The following is a 19638-nucleotide window of genomic DNA, read 5'->3' on the forward strand; positions in this document are numbered from 1 at the left end:
TATTCATCTTTTAAATTCGAAAATGACAAATTACATTTCATCACTCAACAACAACATTATGAAAAATTTTGTTTTTATACAACGAACAGCAGTATACACCTTCAACATGAAATGTATACTGCTGAATTAATATTTCATCATTCATTTCCTTATTTTTTACCATTCGCATATCTAGTGAAATTATCGAGGATCGCCTGCCATCCCTGTCGTTGCATTTCAACCGGATTCATCGATTCCGCATCAAACACCTCGACCACCTTCGTCTGATCCCCTTCTGAAGAAAATGAAATTCTAACTCTCCGTCCATCCTCAAGGCGATATTGAATGAGCTCATTTACTTCAACTTCCTCATATACCCCTTCAAAATCAAAGGCCATGCTCTGATCTTTCGCTTCCATCCGACTACGAAACTTCCCATCGATCCGTAAATCATTTTCCGCTTCGGTCGTATGCCAATCGTCAGACGCATGATTCCATTGTTTGATGTGGTCAGGGTCTGTCCAGAGTTTCCAGACTGTGTCGATTGGTGCATCGACGAGAGCTGATATCGTCACTACATTTGATTCCATGATTCGTTTCCCCTTTATTCTACATTTTTAATCAATCACGAATACGCTGTACGCCCTATATGACGAACGCAACATGAGATTACTTCCCTATCGATTGCGTCATCTCCTGCCCTCACGTCAACGATTAAAATTTACTCAATACAAAAACCTTGAATGGCACTCTAGCACGAGTGCGCATTCAAGGTTCTTTTCAGTTCATAATAAAAATTTAACTCTTGGCAATACCAAGCATAAATCCAGCGACGACAATCAAACCAATTCCCATAAAGACGAAGACACGTTCCTTTGTCGTCTTCTCTTCTTTCAAGAGATAGATCCCACCGAGAGTCGCCACGACGACGTTCAATTGGGATAAGGCGAACGAGGTCGCGATCCCCACTTCTCCGCTTGAAACGAAAAGTCCGAAGTTCCCGATTCCCCAGGCAAGCCCGGCCAAGATATTTTTGAATGTGCGTGGATCCAGTTTCTTGACGTCTTTCTCACGAAGACTGAACAGAAGTGCCGCGATGAACATCCCGACGGATTGTGGAAGAATCGCGGTAATCCCTTCTACTTCAAAGTAGTTCGTCAAGACGGCATACGTGACGTAACCGATACTCGAGACGAAGAGGACGAGTAGTCCCTTTTTCAAAGCACCGGCACTGTCCTGATCTTTCTTCTGTTGGTATGAGGTCATGGTCGCCCCGATGATGATCAAGACGAGCGCTGAAAACCCTAACCATAGCTCCGTCGTCGTCTGCCAGTCCCCGAGTACGATGACCCCAAAAAGAGACGTCCCGACGAGCTGCATTCCCGTACTGATCGGCATCGCTTTGGAGACGCTTAAGATTTGAAACGATTGGAACTGCAAATATTGACCGAGCGCCCAGAACGCCCCTGAGATAAATCCGGTCACGATGGCGAGTGTCGTGAACTCTGGTCGGAAGACGAGGGCAATCACGACCGCCATGATCATCGCCCCGATGGTCGTTCCGATTAACTGCTGAATCGGTTTTCCTCCCACTTTCGACACGATGAGTGGAATACTTCCCCACATGAGTGCCGGTAAGAGTGCCAAAAGAATCATTTCCATGAAGCACACCTGCTTTCTTAATATAACGTCTAACATGAAATTCCCACGTCTCCAATTTTATAAACCTAAATTCAAAAAGGGAATTGCCATGTCGAATACTACGATGATATAATGATTTCGAACGGGGCATTAGCTCAGCTGGGAGAGCGCTACGCTGGCAGCGTAGAGGTCAGGGGTTCGAGCCCCCTATGCTCCATTAATTTGTCACATCTCAGATGAGGTGTGGCTTTTTTATTGATGTGATGCGATTCAACCCCTTTCTGAACGGGTAATGATAGTTAGACTTTTTCATATAAGGGGGAATTTTGATGGAACGCACATCTGTAGAAGAAACATTGACGAGCGTGATCGAATGCATGCGAGCATGCAACCACTGCTTCTCAAAAAGTTTGCAAGAAGAGGATTTACACATGTTCACCGAATGCATCCGCCTGACTCGAGAATGCTCAGACATTTGTACCTTAGCTTTAAATGCCTTAGAAACAGATTCAGCCTTTTCAAAACCAATCGTTGCTTTATGCGCCCAAGTCTGTGATACGTGTGCGGTTGAATGCGGACGACATCAGCACGACCATTGTCAAGCCTGTGCCAAAGCATGTGAGCGTTGTGCGGAAGCTTGCCGAACACTTGTTGCCGCTTAAGCACGACATTCGTCTAACTTTCTGTTAGACTTTTTTTATTGCTTACGAAAGAAGGTAAACTATGAACCATACCATTCTCGCACTTGACGTGGAGACCGCTAACCGTGATAGTCGCAGCATCTGTTCTGTCGGATGGAGCATCCTTCAAAATGGTGATGTGGTCGAAACCGACCAGCGACTCGTCAATCCGGAGGAAGACTTTGATATGGGTAACATCCGCGTCCATGGCATCCGTCCGAGTGACGTGTGGGATGCACCGGCATTACCGGAAGTACTCTCCTCTCTTTACCCGATTTTACGGGAAGTGGACCTCGTCATCGCACATAACGCCTCATTTGACATGGGTGCCTTGAGAAAGGCGATTGTAAAATATGATCTATTCGATTTCCCGACAATCGAGTACGGTTGCACCGTCAAACTGTCACGTAAACTGTATCCAGGGCTCCCGAACCATAAATTGAACACGATGGCAGAACACTTGAACGTGCCGTTTATTCATCATGATGCCGCGGAAGATGCTCGTGTATGCGCGCTACTTATGCGAGACATGATGCAAAAAACCGGCATCACAAGCCCCAAAGAATTACATCGCTATACGTCCGTCAAAACAGGAACGCTCGCATATTAAACCGGTCATGAAATCATGACCGGTCATTTTTTGAATATCCATCTTTTTTGAATATAATAACTGACGAAAAAGAGAAAGCTATCGACGACTACTTTTAAGATGACCTCACCCTGTCTGAACAAGAGAAACAGGAGAAAGACAAGAAGTGCCGAAACAGCCATTTGTAGCACGACGAGACTAAAGTATTTTGGAAGGGACCGCCGCGCCTTCGAATCGAAGACTACTTTTCGATTAATGAGATAATTGAATAGAGAGGAGATGACTCGAGCGATAACCGTCGCAATGACGACGTGGACTGTGTCGAAGTATGGGGATAATAAATAAATGAAGAGGGCATACATCCCAACGTCGACAAGGAACGAGGCGACAGACGATAACGAATACATTAAAAACATCCGGTAAATTAAGATTGAGTCGAGAATCGGTCGGAAATGGGATGAGTCATTTTCATTCTCATATACGGTCTGGATGGTCGTTTGTTGAATCGGTACCTGCAATCGTTTCGTGAACGTGAGCATATTCATCTCGAACTCATATCGATTTCCCGGAATGTCAAGTAGTTGCCTGGCGTATCGCATTGGAATGGCACGAAGTCCCGTCTGCGTGTCTTTTAACTTCAACCCACTCCCGATCAACATGACAAGCCGTGTCGACTGATTGCCGAATCGGCTTCGGAGCGGAATCGCCTCTCCGCTAAAATCACGGCATCCCATGATGAGATGATGTGGTTTATTCACACCTTCCTCATACACGTTGACGACATCTTGCGGTAAATGCTGCCCGTCGGCATCGACCGTGATCACCCCTATTTTTTCAGGGTACTTATCTACCGCGTAGCGTAATCCCGTCTTGATTGCGGCACCCTTTCCTTGATTCTGTTCGTGCGTTAGCACTTGGTCGACAAATGATGCAATCTTATCAAATGTGCCTACCGACGATTCGTCACTACCGTCATTGACCACAATGATGGTCGAAAACCCGCTCGCCCTCAACTTCTCCACGAGTGTGACGAGTGCCTCGTCAGGGTTATAGGCCGGAATCAAAATCGTATACGCTTGCCGTGTCTCCACTTCTTGCATTTGCATCGCCACCCCTCCTTCCATTCCCCTATACCCGAAGCAATGAATTCGCATTCCCAATTAAAAAAACATCAGCCCTAAGGCTGATGTATGAGTTTACCCGATAAAGATCAAGTAAGACGAAACGAAATAGACGACGACAACGAGTAACGAAGGAATCACATAACGTACCTTCGACGTGACATTTTGTCTGAGCACACTGTACATCACAAGGATCGATAGGATGGTGATCCCGACCGCAGATACGAGGTGTGACGTCGAGACATCTGCGAGGATTGATCCATTCCGATAAAAGACATCGGACATGGCGATAATGAGCATATTGAAGATATTCGAACCGAGAATCGAACCGAATGCCAAGTTGACATTACGAAGCTTGAGCGCCATGAACACGGCGACCGCTTCCGGGAGTGACGTCGATGCCGCAATCAAGAAGCTACCGACAAAGCTAGAACCGAGTCCTGTGACGACGGCAATCTGGTCTCCCGTGATCGAAAGGGCTGTTCCTGCCGCCATGATCACGATTGCAGCGATGATGAATCCAAAGACCGCACGTTTGAGCGTGATGTCTTCATATTTCCCAACAACCACTTCTTCTTCGACCTCTTGTTCCGCGACCGGATCTTTCGGTTGTTTCCCGATATAATAGATTCCGATGCCGTAAAGAATCGCAATGAGGAGTGCGTCGACTCCGATTCCGATAAACGTCATATCGACGCGAACGATCAAAGCGATCAACGTCGTGACGGTCAAGAGTAACCCAAGTCCAGCCGTATACAGATGGTCCCGGCTCGCATAGTTGAATAATTGCTTCTGTCGGAAGTATAGGTCGAACATCGCTAAGATAAAGATATTGAATAGGTTACTCCCAAGCATGTTCCCGATGGCAATGTCGGGGTTGTCAATCATGACAGCCGATATACTCGTTGTCACTTCCGGGAGCGACGTCGCTCCTGCCAATAAAACCGTACCGACGAGCATCCCGCCCATTTTCGATTTTTCAGTCATGACGTCGGCGTACGTTGACAATTTGATGGCGGCATATACAGTGATGGCCGCGGCCAATAAGAAATAAACAAATACCATTTTTTCTCCTCCTTGGGTAAACAAAAAAGACCTTTTTATGGACGACAAAAACGCCCATAAAAAGGTCTTGCGGACTTGTAAAAGCTCGATGGACCGAGTGCGTATGCACTGTAATGACGACCCATCGACCACAACTGTGGTCGCTACTCCCCTTTTTATCTTCCTTTTGACTATAGCATGAAGAGAACTAGTTGACAATCGAGCGGCGCATGAGTGCGAGAATCTGCTGTGGTTCGAGAGCCGTTCGGTACGCGAGTTCTTGCATCCCTGCGAGTTTCTCGGGTGGCAATGGCGTGGTCAAACCTGCTTCGTGAAGTCGTTGTCGGAAGCACACAATCTCTGTTTCATCAATCGTCTCTCGCCCGACAATCTCCTTTAACTCGTATGCCGTTTGACATAGTGGTGCCGATTCTTGCAACCATTCGTCCTCGATGAAATGAGTCAACATGGATTCGAAGAGTCTTGCCACTTTTCGATCTTTCGAATTTTTCTCGCCGTAAAACAATAGATGGAGTTCTTGTTCATACAAACCGATTAGGTCTGTCGAACTCCGAAACGGTTCAAATGCTGATAGTAATTCATGATAATACCATGATTGGTCTCGCAGCGGTCGTTTAAAACGTTGCCACACCTTCATCCCTTCCATCTCAAGATCATAACGGATGGAACGGAGATTATGTAGCTTATCCGCCACGAGAAGTGCGACTTCATCAAATTGAAGTGATTTCACCTGCTGAAGTGTCAGTCGTTTTCGTTGTTCCCACGACTCGTCACGATTTTTTTCCGAGACCGCGAGAACGAGCCTGTGCACGTCAGATCCGAATTTTGATAAGATTTCTTGTGGGTCCGTCTTCGTGTCCTCAATCAAATCATGGAGTAACCCTGCCGCCACGACCACCGGTGCTTGATGATCGGACTCAAGAAGCATGGCGACCGAGAATGGGTGTGACAAAAATGGTATGGATGAACCTTTTCGGAACTGTCCTCCGTGACGAATAGACGAAAAACGTAACGCCTCTTCTACGAGCGGGTTCATGTCGCCATCCTCCTTCTTCCGGATAAAAACTCTCCTATTCATTACCCGGAATTAGGTACATATAACCTAAAAACATCTCGAATTTAGGTATATGGTCACATTATTCTTCATAAATCATTTTTTTCGTCATTCCTCCATCTACGACATGATTATGCCCGTTCACAAAACTGTTTTGACGATCGATCAAGTATCTCACAGCGCGGACGATATCTTCTGGCTCACCGACCCGTCCCGAAGGATGTTGTTCATGATCAATCTCACGTAACGACTCATCAGACGTATGAATCCATCCTGGGCTGATTGCATTCACCGTCACAGGGCGGTCGCCTAATGAGACGGCAAGTGAATGGGTCAAGCCGACGATGCCTCCTTTAGATGCACCATATGCATCCCAATGCGGTTCGTTCTGGAAAGCACGTGTCGAGGCCATGTTAACGATTCTTCCATATGACTCATCTTGATTCAGTTCTAAAAAGTATTTCGCACAACTAAATGTCCCGACTAAATTGACATCGATGACTCGTTTGAACGTGTCAATCTCAAGCTCATCAATCGGCTTGACCAGCGAAGCGATTCCTCCATTGTTGATCAACACATGGGCTCGACCAAATTCGTTGTGAATATCGTCAAAGACACGCTTAAGTTCAGACGTGTCTCCAAGGTCTACTTGATAAAAGCGTAACCCTTTAATGTCCGGGTCATCTCCAATATCTAACCCGATCACTTCATACTGATTTACGAAAGCTTGTGCAATCGCGTAACCTATTCCTTGACTGACCCCTGTTACAATCATCACGTCTTTCATCATTCATCCCTCCTAAAAGACTGTATACCCAAATCCCGATTAGTCGGACCATAGTTTTCGATTCGAAGTCGTGATCACACTCGCTCCAGCAGCAAGTGCCGCTTGGACTTCCTCCTTTGTTTCAATCAGCCCACCTGCGAAAACGGGTATTCCCGTCTTCTCCTTCACAAGTTGAATATACTTCGGCACAATACCTGGTAAGACTTCGATATAGTCCGGTTTTGAACGTTCAATGTGTTTGATACTTTTCTCTAATGAGGTGGAATCAATTAAAAATAGACGCTGTACAGTGACCACATCATTTTGCTTTGCTTTGACGATGACGTTTCCTTTCGTCGAGATGATACCGAACGGTTTGAACGTCTGGCAGACATACTCTGTCGCATACTCGTCCGCCTTCATACCTTGAATCAAATCCATATGAATGAACACTTTTTTATCATGCTTCCTCAATAATTTGAAAATGGAGTCCAATCGGCTCATATGAATCTCTAATAACACCCCTAATTCGAAATCACTCGATAAAAACCGCTCCAAATCCCGCATGTCCCGTATCGCCGGTAAGATGGATTGACCATTGATCATCAACTATTCCCCCTGTCTCCTTCTCATTATGCAGATAGCCTATTTTTAAAATCAAGGTTTACTCATTCAATATATCGGGAAAATAAAATCAACTTGTGTAGAGGGGGATTTGAGTATGGTCAATGAAGTGACTGTAAAAGTCGAAACACCGACTCCAGAACAACACCAAGCGTTACGCGTGAAGGCGAGGATGCCACGACGTTCTGATCGAGGCACGGTGAAGGGACTTCAAAATACGCTTTTTGGGATTTGTTTATACTTAGATGATGAGATTGTCGGAATGGGACGTGTCGTCGGTGACGGCGGAATGGTATTCCATTTAGTAGATATCGTCGTAGACCCGGAGTGCCAGGGTCTTGGACTCGGAAAATTAATCATGGAGCATTTGATGGACTGGATCTTACAAGAAGCGGATGAAACGGCCATCATTAGTCTAATCGCAGACATTCCAGCCGATGGGTTGTATCGACAGTTCGGTTTTGATTACTCACGACCTGAATCCGTCGGAATGGAGTATCAATGGAATCAAAGAGAAAGCTAATTGGGGTCATGAGAGGAGATGACGTATGGATGGATTAAATATCATCGTGTTGCTCGGATTGGCGCTCACCCTCATCTCTGTCCTCAGTCTCCTGATTGAACGATTATTTTTCCCGAGTATTTTAGCGTTTATCGCAATCGGGGTCGGGGTCGGTTTTTTCTGGGATGGGAATGAAGTCTTTAAAGTCGCGGGAGAGATTGGAATCATTCTTTTATTTTTCCTACTCGGTCTAAAGTTTCCACTACGTGAACTTTGGAAGCGCATGCGGAAAGTGTGGAAGGCGGGAATACTCGATATCATTCTGTCATTCGGAGTATCGTTCGGGATTGCATTAGCATTTGGTCTCGACTTCCCTCGCGCCTTTTTAATCGGGGCCGTCTTATATGCGACGAGCTCCTCCATCTCTGCGAAGCTGCTTGAGCGGCATTCCGAAAAACATGAAGATATTAAAGAGTTTGTGCTCGCATTACTGATCTTTGAGGATATTTTTGCCCCACTGCTCTTGACGGTCGCCCCTTTCATCATCCAAGAAGAACCGGTTGCGATGTCCGATATCGGAAAAGTGTTCGCAGGATTTCTTATATTTGGCGTACTCTTGTTCATCGGTTCAAGCTTCGTATCCAAGCAACAAAAATTTTCGAAGCACTTACTGCGACAAGATGATGCGAGCATCGGTCTGATTGGACTCATTCTCTTTTTCGCGGGAATCGGCATGGTGTTTGGATTATCTGAGATTTTAGGGGCATTTATCGCCGGGATCATGCTCGCCGATATCCACGATGTGAGACCGCTCAAGCGTTTGACCGTACCCGTCCGAGATTTATTCTTGCCGATCTTTTTCATTTCGTTCGGAATCTCGATCAACCTCGAGAAAGGCGTCATCGTAAATGCACTCTTCTTCGTCTTGATTGTGTGGGGAGTATTATCCAAATGGATTGTCGGACGCGTCGGGGGCAGAATCTATGGCTTGACGCGTGTTCAAGCCAATGAAGCCGGGTTCTCACTCGCGCCACGTGGGGAGTTCTCTATTTTATTTACCGCCCTTTCGAACGGGGCCATCAACTTGTTTGTCGGTCTCTATATTTTCGTGTCAGCCATTGTCGGAATCATTCTGTTCCGTTTCTCAGAGTACTTGGCAGAAAAAACGGAGAAAACCCTCACGAAAGTCTTACCTGACGAGAAAAAAGAAGAATGAATTGGCGGACCCATACGCTGGGTCCGCCTGTTTTGTGCGTTAGTCTTTCGCTAGTTTGTTGTGCCGTTTTTTACGCCATACGATATAGATGATGACCCCGATGAACAGCAGCCCGTAGATCGCGTATGAATAGGCATCGAGGTATGAGAGGATATTTTGCCAGTTCTCTCCGACTTTCATCCCGATGAGGATGAGAATGGTATTCCATAAGGCTGTTCCAGCCGTACTGAGCAGTAGAAATTTCACGAATGGCATGTTTGACATCCCTGCAGGAATCGAGATCAGGCTTCGAACGACCGGCATCAAACGTCCAAAGAAGACCATCCAGCCCCCGTACCGGTCGAACCAGGCATCCGCTTTCTTTACGTCATTCAGGTCCAGTCGTAACCACTTCCCATATTTCTTCGTCCATTTTTCGATTTGCTCGACATCAAACAATAGTCCGAGGCCGTATAATAGCACCGCTCCTAATATGGCCCCGACTGTCGATGCCACGATGACGAGCGTGATGGACAAGTTCGTCTTTACAGCAAAAAAACCACCAAAGAGTAAGACGACTTCAGAAGGGATCGGTGGAAACACATTTTCAATAAAAATCATGAATGCAATCCCTATGTAGCCGTACTGTTCAATCACAGAAATCATCCAGTCACTCATGTCTCTTCCTCCATTCTCCCCCACTATACCCGTCCATTTCGCTATATAATCGTAAGGACATGCTACACTCTAAGAAAGGAGCTGATTGAAATGGAAGAAACAGTACGGTGTCCTTGGTGCGGGACGGATCCATTATACGTCCGTTACCATGACGAGGAATGGGGAAAGCCCGTTCACGATGACCAGAAGCATTTTGAATGTCTGACACTCGAGAGTGCGCAAGCAGGACTTAGTTGGATCACCATCTTGAGAAAGCGTGAAAATTATCGATTGGCTTATGCCGACTTTGAAGTGCAGCAAGTTGCCAGCTTCACGGATGAGGATGTGGAAAGACTCCTCTCCGATAGCGGGATCGTGCGAAATCGACGAAAAATCGAGGCGTCGATCAATAATGCGAAACAGTTCATCAAACTACAGGAAGAGTTTGGCTCATTTGATTCGTACATCTGGTCATTCGTCAACGATGCACCGATCCTGAATGCATGGAATCGTCTTGAAGATGTTCCTGCTACGACGGAACTTTCTGAACGATTGAGTAAAGACCTGAAACGACGCGGCTTTAAGTTTTTAGGACCGACAACGGTCTATGCCCACCTACAAGCGACGGGTCTCGTCAATGACCATCTTACCTCTTGCACGTTCCGATAACTTAAGACCAGCTCTCAAAAATATCTTTACATTCCCCCTCTTGTTGTGACAATATTTTGACAAAGTGATACTCTATCACTGAAAGCGTTTTCATATTTTTTATCTTTCGGGGGGATGTTGATGAACGGAATTTTAGTGTCCATTGTCGTGTACATGGCACTGATGGTCTTGCTTGGGATCATCGCGTATCGGAGAACAAGCAGTATCGGAGATTACATGTTAGGTGGTCGGGCGCTTGGTCCCGGGGTCGCCGCCTTATCTGCCGGTGCATCAGACATGAGTGGATGGCTCTTAATGGGATTACCTGGTGCAATGTATGCGTCAGGGATTTCAAGTGGCTGGATTGTCATCGGGTTGACGATCGGCGCCTATTTGAACTGGTTATTGGTCGCACCAAGATTGCGCATTTATTCATACATATCGGATGATGCGATCACAATCCCAGACTTCTTTGAGAAGCGATTTAAAGACACAAAAGGTGTGTTGCGTTCATTTTCAGCTGCTGTCACGTTAATTTTTTTCACACTTTATGCGACAAGCGGATTCGTCGCCGGCGGTCGCCTATTCAATGCCGTCTTCGACATTGAATTTGTAACGGGAGTCGTCATTCTCGCTTCCATCATTATTCTGTACACTTTCATCGGTGGATTTTTAGCAGTAAGCTGGACAGATTTTGTTCAAGGATTGATCATGCTGTTTGCCCTTATTTTTGTACCTGCCATCGCCATTATGGCAACTGATGGTGTATCAAATGCTTTAGACACGGTACGAAATATTGATGAAGCGTTACTTGATCCGTGGACGGGGCAATCACTTATCGGAATCATTTCACTATTTGCGTGGGGGCTCGGCTATTTCGGCCAGCCACACATCATCGTCCGTTTTATGGCAATCGGAAAGCTCGAGGACATTAAGACGGCACGTCGAATCGGGATCTCATGGATGGTCTTCACCGTTGTCGGGGCGATGGCGACCGGATTATTCGGTCTCGCCTATTACACACAACAAGGCCTCACCATCGATAATCCGGAGAACGTTTTTATCAACCTATCTGACTTATTATTCCCGGATTTGGTGACTGGTGTATTATTGGCTGCTCTTCTCGCCGCCATCATGTCGACCATCTCCTCTCAATTGCTCGTCTCGTCGAGTGCCGCGACGACAGACTTTTATCAGAAGTTCTTCCGTAAAGAAGCGGGAGACCGTGAACTCGTCATGGTCGGTCGGATTACGGTCATTCTCGTATCCGTCATATCGATTATTCTTGCACTCGATGCAGACGACACCATCTTAAACCTTGTTGGTTATGCTTGGGCAGGGTTTGGTTCATCATTTGGTCCGCTCATCTTGTTCAGTCTGTTTTGGAAACGAACGACGCGTCAAGGCGCGCTTGCTGGAATGTTGACTGGAGCCTTTGTCGTCATTCTATGGAAGAACTATGCCGCTTCTCTTTTCGGAACGTTTGGGACATTGTATGAAATGATTCCAGCATTCTTCCTGTCGTCACTTGCCATCTATATTGTGAGTTTGGTGACACCGCCACCAAATGAGGTCATTCAACGTGAGTTTGACCAAATGCAAGACATGGTCAAAGAACATATCAAATAAATCTCATGACAGGTCAAAAACGACCTGTCTTTATTTATTTAGGCAGGATTTTTCTTAATTATCGACGAATTTTAGGGTTATCGTACGAATCTGTCGTGAAAAGGAGAATCGGGATGAAACCAATCAAGATCGTCTCTCGTCTTACCTTCCTGTCTAGCTTTGTTTTATTAATCGCTTGTGGTACGACTCCGGCAACGAATCAAGAAATACCAGAAGAAGTCGAAGAACCGATTGTCGAGGTACCTGAAGAAATGCCGCCTGCCGAACCGGAACCGATTGTCACGACGGCCTCCCTCTATGCAATCGGCGACATCCTTCTACATGATTCGGTATACAACGCAGCTCGTACTGATGAAGGGTATGAATTTGATACTGCATTCGAACAGATCTCTCCAATATTGAGTCGCGCCGATCTATCAATCGCCAACCAAGAGAGCATGATTGGCGGGAGTGAAATCGGACTTTCGAGCTACCCGGCATTTAACAGTCCTTTTGAAATTGGAGATGCCTTACAACGGGCAGGAATCGATTTGGTCACGACAGCGAATAATCATACGCTCGACCGTGGCGTCCGAGCTATTGAAAATTCGATTGACCATTGGAACGCAATCGGAATGCCTTATACAGGCTCCTTCCTATCTGCTGAGGACAAGGCGAATATTCGTACGTTGACGGCTAATGATATTTCTTTTTCCTTCCTCGCATACACGTATGGGACGAATGGAGTCGTGCCGAAGCAACCCTATCATGTGAACTATATCGACCTTGCACAGATGCAACCAGAGATCGAGAAGGCGGAACAGTCGACTGACATGACGGTCGTCTCCCTCCATTTTGGTACGGAATACGAGCCGTTACCGAATGAGAGTCAAACTGAGCTCGCCCAATCGTTAGCAGACCTCGGAGTCGACATCATCATCGGTCACCACCCTCACGTGCTGCAACCCCCGACCATGCTAGAAGGAGTTCATGGCAATCAAACATTTGTCATCTACTCGCTAGGTAATTTCCTTTCTGGACAACAAGGAGATGAACGAAACACGGGCGGCATCATCGGGATTGATGTGGTCAAGACAATCGAAGATGACCAATCGACTATTGAATTGAAAAATCCGATGTTCTATCCAACCTTTACTCAAAAATCATCTGATGGACATTATGAGGTCGTCCCGTTAAAGGCTGCTCGTCCTGAACTTCTTTCCCCTGTTAGCGACCATATGTCGCAATGGTTACCCCAACTCAAAATCGAACAATGACGACCACGAAATCACTCGTGGTCTTTTCATTTTCAAAAAAGGGTTGCCACACGACATCTTATCCCTTACACTGAGTTGTATATTTATAAATAAATATTAATAATTATTCATAAGGGGTGTTCATATTTTGAAACAAAAACTCGTATTGGCTTACTCAGGTGGTCTTGACACATCGGTTGCGATTAAATGGTTGGACGAACAAGGTTATGATGTGATTGCAGTCTGTTTGAACGTCGGGGAAGGGAAAGACTTAGAAAAGATTCAACAAAAAGCGATGAAAGTTGGAGCGAAAAAATCAATCGTCATCGATGCGGTCGATGAGTTCGTCAACGAGTTCGCTCGCTATTCGATGCAGGCTCATACATTATATGAAGGCATATATCCACTCGTTTCGGCACTATCACGCCCCCTCATCTCGAAAAAATTGGTCGAGGTCGCACAGGCCGAAGGCGCCGTCGCTGTGGCTCATGGATGTACCGGGAAAGGAAATGACCAAGTGCGTTTTGAAGTGTCCATTCATGCACTCGATCCTTCACTCGAAATCGTCGCACCGGTTCGGGAATGGAAATGGTCACGTGAGGAAGAAATCGCGTATGCGGCGAAACATCAAATTCCGATTCCAATCGTTCAAGAAGAGCCATTCTCCATCGATCAGAACATCTGGGGACGCGCCATCGAATGCGGCATCTTAGAAGATCCTTGGGCAGCACCTCCGGCAAGCGCATATGAGTTAACAGCGGCACTTGAAGACACACCGCATGAACCGACTTATCTTGAGATTGAATTCAAGAGCGGAGTGCCGGTTGCTATTGACGGGAAGAGCCAATCGTTCACCGATATCTTAAAAGAGCTCAATATCGTCGCGGGTGCCCACGGCGTCGGGAAGATCGACCACATCGAGAACCGGGTCGTCGGTATCAAATCACGCGAGGTGTATGAGGCTCCTGGTGCCATGACATTGATCACTGCACATAAAGCTCTTGAAGCCTTGACACTCGTTCGTGAAGTGGCGCATTTCAAACCGATTGTCGAACAAAAATTGACGGAAACGATCTACAACGGACTTTGGTATTCACAGCTCACAAAAGCACTTCTTGCGTTTATCGATGAGACTCAAGCGACCGTCACAGGAACGGTTCGCATGAAACTGTATAAAGGACAAGCCATCGTCGACGGACGGAAGTCGCCAATTTCTCTTTATGATGAGGAACTTGCGACCTATACGTCAGCCGATACGTTCGATCAGCAAGCAGCTGTCGGATTCATCAAGTTGTGGGGTTTGCCAACAAAAGTTCAATCAGAGGTGTTGATGGAAAAGGGAGCGTTCGTCAATGAGTAAATTATGGGGAGGCCGTTTCGAGAAGACGGCGAGCGATTGGGTCGATGCATTCGGTGCATCGATTGAATTTGACGCTCAACTCGTTCTTGAGGATTTAGAGGGTAGCATGGCTCACGTGACGATGTTAGGTGACCAGGGCATCCTCTTAAAGGAAGAAGTCACTCAAATCCTTGATGGGTTACAACAACTTAAGCAAAAAGCACTCGCGGATGAATTAAAATTCGAGGTGTATCACGAAGATATTCATATGAACTTAGAAGCTCTGCTTCATGAAGCGATTGGACCGGTCGCAGGGAAAATGCATACGGCACGTAGTCGAAACGATCAAGTCGCGACGGACATGCATCTTTACTTGAAAGAACGTGTGAAAGAAGTGATTCAATTGATTGAATCGCTTCAACGCGAACTGCATGCTCACGCTTCAGAAAACGTAGAGACGATCATGCCTGGCTATACGCACCTCCAGCGTGCACAACCGATTTCACTGGCCCATCATTTGCTCGCCTATTTCTGGATGCTGGAGCGGGACAAGGAGCGGTTTACGGACAGCTTGAAACGGATTGATTGGTCCCCTCTTGGCGCAGGAGCCTTAGCAGGGACAACGTTTCCGATCGACCGTTCCCGTTCAGCTGAATTACTTGGCTTCAATCGGGTTTACCCGAACAGCCTCGATGCCGTTAGCGACCGTGACTTCATTCTCGAGTTTCTTTCAAATGCATCGATGCTCATGATGCACCTCTCCCGCTTCTGTGAAGAATTGATTCTGTGGGCAAGCGAAGAATATCGCTTCATCACGGTGTCCGATACGTTCTCTACCGGTTCGAGCATGATGCCACAAAAGAAAAACCCTGACATGGCCGAACTCGTCCGTGGAAAGTCGGGTCGAGTGATTGGAAACTTGATGGGCTTGTTGACGCTCATGAAAGGACTTCCGCTCGCTTACAACAAAGATTTACAGGAAGATAAAGAAGGAATGTTTGACACGGTCAAGACCGTTCAAGGCTCACTCAGTATCATGGCGGGGATGATGAATGAATTGACGTTCCACCCGGACGTCATGAAAAAAGCGACCGAGCGTGATTTTTCTAATGCGACCGAACTCGCCGATTATTTGACGGCAAAAGGGTTACCGTTCCGTGAGGCACACGAGGTGACTGGTAGACTCGTCAAATATTGCGTGGATGAGCGATTGTATTTACGCGAGCTTCCAATAACGGTGTTCCAAACGTACTCTGAATTGATTCAAGAGGATGTGTATCATGCCTTGACCCCTGAACAGGCAGTCGCACGTCGAAACAGTTACGGTGGCACTGGATTCGATGCCGTCCGTGAACAATTGAAAGAAGCCTCAGTATGCATGAGCACGATGACCTATTCTTAATCGTCAAGCACCCGTCACGTTACTCTGTGACGGGTCTTTTTATTTATCCTGTTCATTCAAACGTTCTACGAAAGAAGGAAGTCCTTTCTCAAGTAGGAGATCGAACACCTCCATCATCTCATCTATAGAATTTTCATTGACGTCTAGTAGATATTGTAAGACGACCCCGTCGACTGCCCCTATCAACCATGAACTGAACGCATTGTTTAGACGAGTGTTTTCTAATCCGTACAAATGAATCAGAATTTGTTCGATTTGTTTTGTCCATTCTGCATATTTGTCCTTTAATTTCAGTTGTGCATCCATATTGCCCAGTAGTACTTCATGAGCAAAATGATACTGCAGACGGTTCTCTGCATCTTTATGAAACCGTTCCGCCGTATTTCGTGCAATCTCCATTTTGATGCGTTCTTTAGAATACGAATCGCCCGTCATTTCTTTTGCGATTTGAGAGGAGACAGACAAGCTCTCATTCATTAAATCGTACAATAAATCCTCTTTATTTTTGTAATGATGGTAGATGGCTCCTGTCGTCATATTCGCCTCGATTGCAATCGCTCTGACTGTTGCCCCGTTCACTCCACTTCGAATAATGACCGTTCTCGCTGCATCTAGAATTTTATTTTTACCGTCCACAATTATCCTCCCCTTTCGAGTCCATTTTTAGAATAACATAGCTCTGCCAATGCAAGTGCTCAGGACTAAATTTTGTGAAATAATTCACATTGACTGAACAAGGTTGTAGGCTTATACTAAAAACATAACAAACGTTATGTTTGTTAAATTCAAATGAGAAGGTGAATGGAATGAACGTCTGGCCGCATGCAATCTCGATGCCACTCTATTTAGGTTTATTATTAGGAATCATCGTTTTTTTCAGAAAGCACTATAAACTGTCCGCCTACTTTTGGCTCGCTTCGTTATTGACCATCCCACTTTGGATGATGGGGAATGTTGATGGATGGTTTCGTTGGGCAAAAATTGTAAGCGTTATCATACCGACGATTATCGTTGGTTTCTCTCGAATCGCCATTTATGAGAACAAGAAAGGACGAATTTGGGACTTTTTAAAGCGTGACGAATTTTTATGGTTCTTCTATGCCATATTGTTCTTAAATATCGCAGAAGCCACGATCAAAGATGTGACACTCGGTAACTACTTTAACGCCGCCTGTGGATTTTTACTCTGTGTGACGATTCCTTTCGCACCGACTTTTTGGAAGTTTGCGAAAGAAGGATACGCGGATCTCGTAGCTTATACGACCGGGTCATGGAATTTTATCTACACGTCATGGAACGCATGTTTCGTCTATGCAGAATCTCCAACTTATTTTGCCAGCTCGCTCTGCATTTTGCTTGCGGCAGAACTGTATCCGGTCATCAAAGGACGACCAGAGCTTTACATTACCGCTCGAATTTACACGCTTGCAGCCCATTTATTGATTCGCGCATGCTATGACATCTTCCCGCAAGTCATGAACTCTTCGACCTGGTTCAACCCTGAGGTATTGAAATCATGGGGAATGATTAATTTTGTGATCATCGTCCCTTACGTCTTCTGGCATATGTGGCAACTTCATCACAATAAGGCCATCATCAGCTTCAAGAGAGCCAAAGTATCATGATGGAATCGAATATGTGAACGTATGATTTTGATTGCTCAATAGTGAACAATTAACTGATGTAAGGAGGAGATTTAAGTGGGAATTCTGTATGAAAGAATCGATGTCGTTGGATGGGGAATTGGGTTATTTGTCTTGTTTAGCTTGATGGCTTTCAATGAATTCAGTCGCACGACTAAGTGGGGAGGAATAACGTTATTTTTGATTGTCCCGACTATACTGACCCTTTATGTTTGGCCGACTACCGCAGCACCAGGGAATGAATATGGAACGGGTACATGGTTCAACTGGGTGAAAACATATTCTGCTCTCGCCGGCTGTCTCGGTTTCATGATTATTCGATATCGGCCCTCGCTATTACGAAAGAAATGGGTCTTATTCTTTCCACCGGGGATTTTGGCACTGAACATTTTAGAAGCTTGTATCCGAGACTTTCAAGTATACTTCTATAACGTTCCCGATGGCGCTTATATCGATCACCTTTGGGTCATGTCCGGACCTTGGAATCTAATGAACGGTTTTGCCGGATTATTGAACATCATCGCCATCTGCGGATGGGTTGGAATCAATATTTCGAAAGATCAATCAAAAGATATGATATGGCCCGACATGATTTGGCCATGGATCATCGCCTATGATTTATGGAATTTTGCTTACGTTTATAATTGTATCTCTGACCACTCGTTTTATGCGGGATTGATTCTGCTCCTTTCGTGTACCATCCCTTCTTTCTTTATTAAAAAAGGAGCTTGGTTGCAACATCGTGCCCACACGTTGGCTTTATGGATTATGTTTGTCATGACAGTTCCCGCGTTCGCCGACCGTTTAGCTCCCGTACCGTCGACACATGACCCGAGAGCTTTCTTCATCGTCAGTCTGCTCTCCCTTTTATTCAACATGGCGCTTGTCTCCTATCAATTTTATCGGATCCGACAACGACATCTTCATCCACTCAAGGATGAACTTTATGTTGAAACGAAGGCATATCAGACAGCTTTGAGTCAAAACGGGCTGTCTTGAAATAATTCTTGCCAACCCCTTCTCAACATGTTAACTTTTATATTGTTAACGTTAACTGAAAAGGGGTTTACATATGAAGATTCAAGATATGACTCAAATCGCCTTTGGCGCGGCACTCATCGCAAGTATCGGTTTCATCGAAATACCGATTGGACCCGTTCCGATCACCCTTCAAACACTCGCCATCATGACCATCGCCGGCATATTCGGTGCACGGAAAGGATTTTTGGCAGTCATCGTGTACCTCCTGCTCGGCTTGATCGGACTTCCAGTACTGAGTGGTCAAGGAGGTCTCGCACCGTTTGTAGGACCAACTGTCGGATATTTAATCGCCTTTCCGATTGCAGCGCTCTTCATTGGCTGGTTCAGCGAACGCTATCGCTCCATCCCGGCATTGATTGGCTATAATTTTTTATTCGGTCTAGGGCTTGTCTACTTACTCGGAAGTATCGGACTCGAGATCGTTCTCGGTATGTCGTTCATTGATGCGCTCAAAGTAAATATTCCATTCCTCTTCGGTGACGCTTTGAAAGCAGTGCTCGCAGCCATATTAGCTGTGAAAATTTCTCAGAACGTTCAAGTTCGTCGTTCCCTCGCTTCGTAAAGGTTCGAACGTTTCACCCGTTTCCATCTGTGGAATAACTGTAGTATGGAAGGGGGTGTCCCGATGAGCGACTCGACGTTTAAAAAACGCTTGCAGAAAGCGACCCACTTTTACCAACGCTCTGACAAAGGGCAGCGTCAAGGAATCGATAAGTCGTCTCATGAGAAACGTGACACAGATGCGTTCGAGCGAAGACTCCGTGAGGCAAAAGCGAAAGTTGGCGAGATTCAAGAAAACATTGACCATATTGCTAGACGTTAAAACCC

General features: G+C 45.9%; 22 protein-coding genes and 1 tRNA gene. 14 read left to right on the plus strand and 9 right to left on the minus strand.

The genetic code is table 11. The features are described 5' to 3' along the window. Window positions 1–149 precede the first annotated feature (149 nt). Window positions 150–569, minus strand: coding sequence for an SRPBCC family protein (locus tag EAT1B_RS01745; protein WP_012726404.1), 420 nt, complete (start codon window positions 567–569; stop codon window positions 150–152). A 208-nt stretch (window positions 570–777) separates the two neighbouring features. Continuing rightward, the gene (locus tag EAT1B_RS01750) at window positions 778–1641 is read right to left on the minus strand and encodes a GRP family sugar transporter (protein ID WP_012726405.1); all 864 of its coding nucleotides are present in this window, start codon (window positions 1639–1641) and stop codon (window positions 778–780) included. A 123-nt stretch (window positions 1642–1764) separates the two neighbouring features. Here EAT1B_RS01750 and EAT1B_RS01755 point away from each other — a divergent pair. From EAT1B_RS01755 to EAT1B_RS01760, 3 genes are all read left to right on the plus strand, one after another. Then, window positions 1765–1837 (plus strand) — tRNA-Ala (locus tag EAT1B_RS01755). A gap of 112 nt (window positions 1838–1949) precedes the next feature. Next, window positions 1950–2282, plus strand: a complete 333-nt coding sequence (locus EAT1B_RS15730) for a four-helix bundle copper-binding protein (RefSeq protein WP_012726406.1) — start codon at window positions 1950–1952, stop codon at window positions 2280–2282. A gap of 61 nt (window positions 2283–2343) precedes the next feature. Next, window positions 2344–2910, plus strand: coding sequence for a 3'-5' exonuclease (locus EAT1B_RS01760; RefSeq protein WP_012726407.1), 567 nt, complete (start codon window positions 2344–2346; stop codon window positions 2908–2910). A 23-nt stretch (window positions 2911–2933) separates the two neighbouring features. On the opposite strand, the gene EAT1B_RS01765 is transcribed toward EAT1B_RS01760, so the two are convergent. The 5 genes from EAT1B_RS01765 to EAT1B_RS01785 all read right to left on the minus strand — a co-directional run bounded on the left by EAT1B_RS01765 (window position 2934) and on the right by EAT1B_RS01785 (window position 7501). Beyond that, a complete protein-coding gene (locus EAT1B_RS01765; RefSeq protein ID WP_012726408.1) occupies window positions 2934–3995 on the minus strand; it encodes a bifunctional glycosyltransferase family 2/GtrA family protein in 1062 nt (353 codons plus the stop codon). A gap of 90 nt (window positions 3996–4085) precedes the next feature. After that, entirely contained in the window at window positions 4086–5075 is a 990-nt protein-coding gene (locus EAT1B_RS01770) for a sodium:calcium antiporter (protein ID WP_012726409.1), read from the minus strand. Window positions 5076–5262: 187 nt separating this feature from the next. Further along, complete coding sequence (locus tag EAT1B_RS01775) at window positions 5263–6111, minus strand: HD domain-containing protein (RefSeq protein WP_012726410.1); 849 nt, start codon at window positions 6109–6111, stop codon at window positions 5263–5265. A 100-nt stretch (window positions 6112–6211) separates the two neighbouring features. Further along, complete coding sequence (locus tag EAT1B_RS01780; RefSeq protein WP_041917898.1) at window positions 6212–6916, minus strand: SDR family NAD(P)-dependent oxidoreductase; 705 nt, start codon at window positions 6914–6916, stop codon at window positions 6212–6214. A 39-nt stretch (window positions 6917–6955) separates the two neighbouring features. Further along, complete coding sequence (locus EAT1B_RS01785) at window positions 6956–7501, minus strand: glycerol-3-phosphate responsive antiterminator (RefSeq protein WP_012726412.1); 546 nt, start codon at window positions 7499–7501, stop codon at window positions 6956–6958. Window positions 7502–7616: 115 nt separating this feature from the next. On the opposite strand from EAT1B_RS01785, the gene EAT1B_RS01790 reads away from it, so the two are divergent. Together EAT1B_RS01790 and EAT1B_RS01795 are read left to right on the plus strand one after the other, a co-directional pair. Beyond that, window positions 7617–8042, plus strand: coding sequence for a GNAT family N-acetyltransferase (locus EAT1B_RS01790; protein WP_012726413.1), 426 nt, complete (start codon window positions 7617–7619; stop codon window positions 8040–8042). A 25-nt stretch (window positions 8043–8067) separates the two neighbouring features. Continuing rightward, window positions 8068–9237, plus strand: coding sequence for a cation:proton antiporter (locus EAT1B_RS01795; protein ID WP_012726414.1), 1170 nt, complete (start codon window positions 8068–8070; stop codon window positions 9235–9237). 39 nt (window positions 9238–9276) lie between these two features. Here the strand turns inward: EAT1B_RS01795 and EAT1B_RS01800 are convergent, their stop codons facing one another. Beyond that, complete coding sequence (locus EAT1B_RS01800; RefSeq protein ID WP_012726415.1) at window positions 9277–9894, minus strand: DedA family protein; 618 nt, start codon at window positions 9892–9894, stop codon at window positions 9277–9279. A 90-nt stretch (window positions 9895–9984) separates the two neighbouring features. Between EAT1B_RS01800 and EAT1B_RS01805 the strand changes: the two genes are divergently transcribed. The 5 genes from EAT1B_RS01805 to argH all read left to right on the plus strand — a co-directional run bounded on the left by EAT1B_RS01805 (window position 9985) and on the right by argH (window position 16126). Next, on the plus strand, window positions 9985–10542 hold the full coding sequence (locus tag EAT1B_RS01805) for a DNA-3-methyladenine glycosylase I (protein WP_012726416.1): 558 nt from the start codon (window positions 9985–9987) through the stop codon (window positions 10540–10542). Window positions 10543–10662: 120 nt separating this feature from the next. After that, entirely contained in the window at window positions 10663–12150 is a 1488-nt protein-coding gene (gene putP / locus EAT1B_RS01810) for a sodium/proline symporter PutP (protein ID WP_012726417.1), read from the plus strand. Window positions 12151–12263: 113 nt separating this feature from the next. After that, window positions 12264–13406, plus strand: coding sequence for a CapA family protein (locus EAT1B_RS01815; protein WP_012726418.1), 1143 nt, complete (start codon window positions 12264–12266; stop codon window positions 13404–13406). A 124-nt stretch (window positions 13407–13530) separates the two neighbouring features. Beyond that, window positions 13531–14745: an argininosuccinate synthase gene (locus EAT1B_RS01820; RefSeq protein WP_041917899.1), complete on the plus strand. Its 1215-nt coding sequence runs from the start codon at window positions 13531–13533 to the stop codon at window positions 14743–14745. After that, window positions 14738–16126 carry an argininosuccinate lyase gene (argH, locus tag EAT1B_RS01825; protein ID WP_012726420.1) on the plus strand — a complete coding sequence of 463 codons (1389 nt, stop codon included), beginning with the start codon at window positions 14738–14740 and terminating at the stop codon, window positions 16124–16126. The genes EAT1B_RS01820 and argH overlap by 8 nt, the downstream gene beginning before the upstream one ends. A gap of 39 nt (window positions 16127–16165) precedes the next feature. Here the strand turns inward: argH and EAT1B_RS01830 are convergent, their stop codons facing one another. Continuing rightward, window positions 16166–16762: a TetR/AcrR family transcriptional regulator gene (locus tag EAT1B_RS01830; protein WP_012726421.1), complete on the minus strand. Its 597-nt coding sequence runs from the start codon at window positions 16760–16762 to the stop codon at window positions 16166–16168. A 170-nt stretch (window positions 16763–16932) separates the two neighbouring features. On the opposite strand from EAT1B_RS01830, the gene EAT1B_RS01835 reads away from it, so the two are divergent. From EAT1B_RS01835 to EAT1B_RS01850, 4 genes are all read left to right on the plus strand, one after another. Beyond that, the gene (locus EAT1B_RS01835) at window positions 16933–17751 is read left to right on the plus strand and encodes a hypothetical protein (protein WP_012726422.1); all 819 of its coding nucleotides are present in this window, start codon (window positions 16933–16935) and stop codon (window positions 17749–17751) included. A 75-nt stretch (window positions 17752–17826) separates the two neighbouring features. Beyond that, window positions 17827–18768: a DUF5692 family protein gene (locus EAT1B_RS01840; protein ID WP_012726423.1), complete on the plus strand. Its 942-nt coding sequence runs from the start codon at window positions 17827–17829 to the stop codon at window positions 18766–18768. Window positions 18769–18841: 73 nt separating this feature from the next. After that, entirely contained in the window at window positions 18842–19372 is a 531-nt protein-coding gene (locus tag EAT1B_RS01845; RefSeq protein ID WP_012726424.1) for a biotin transporter BioY, read from the plus strand. Between the two features lie 63 nt (window positions 19373–19435). After that, window positions 19436–19633 (plus strand): hypothetical protein, encoded by a 198-nt coding sequence (locus EAT1B_RS01850; protein ID WP_012726425.1) that lies wholly within the window; start codon window positions 19436–19438, stop codon window positions 19631–19633. Window positions 19634–19638: the final 5 nt, after the last annotated feature.

This window comes from Exiguobacterium sp. AT1b (assembly GCF_000023045.1).
Lineage (GTDB): Bacteria > Bacillota > Bacilli > Exiguobacteriales > Exiguobacteriaceae > Exiguobacterium.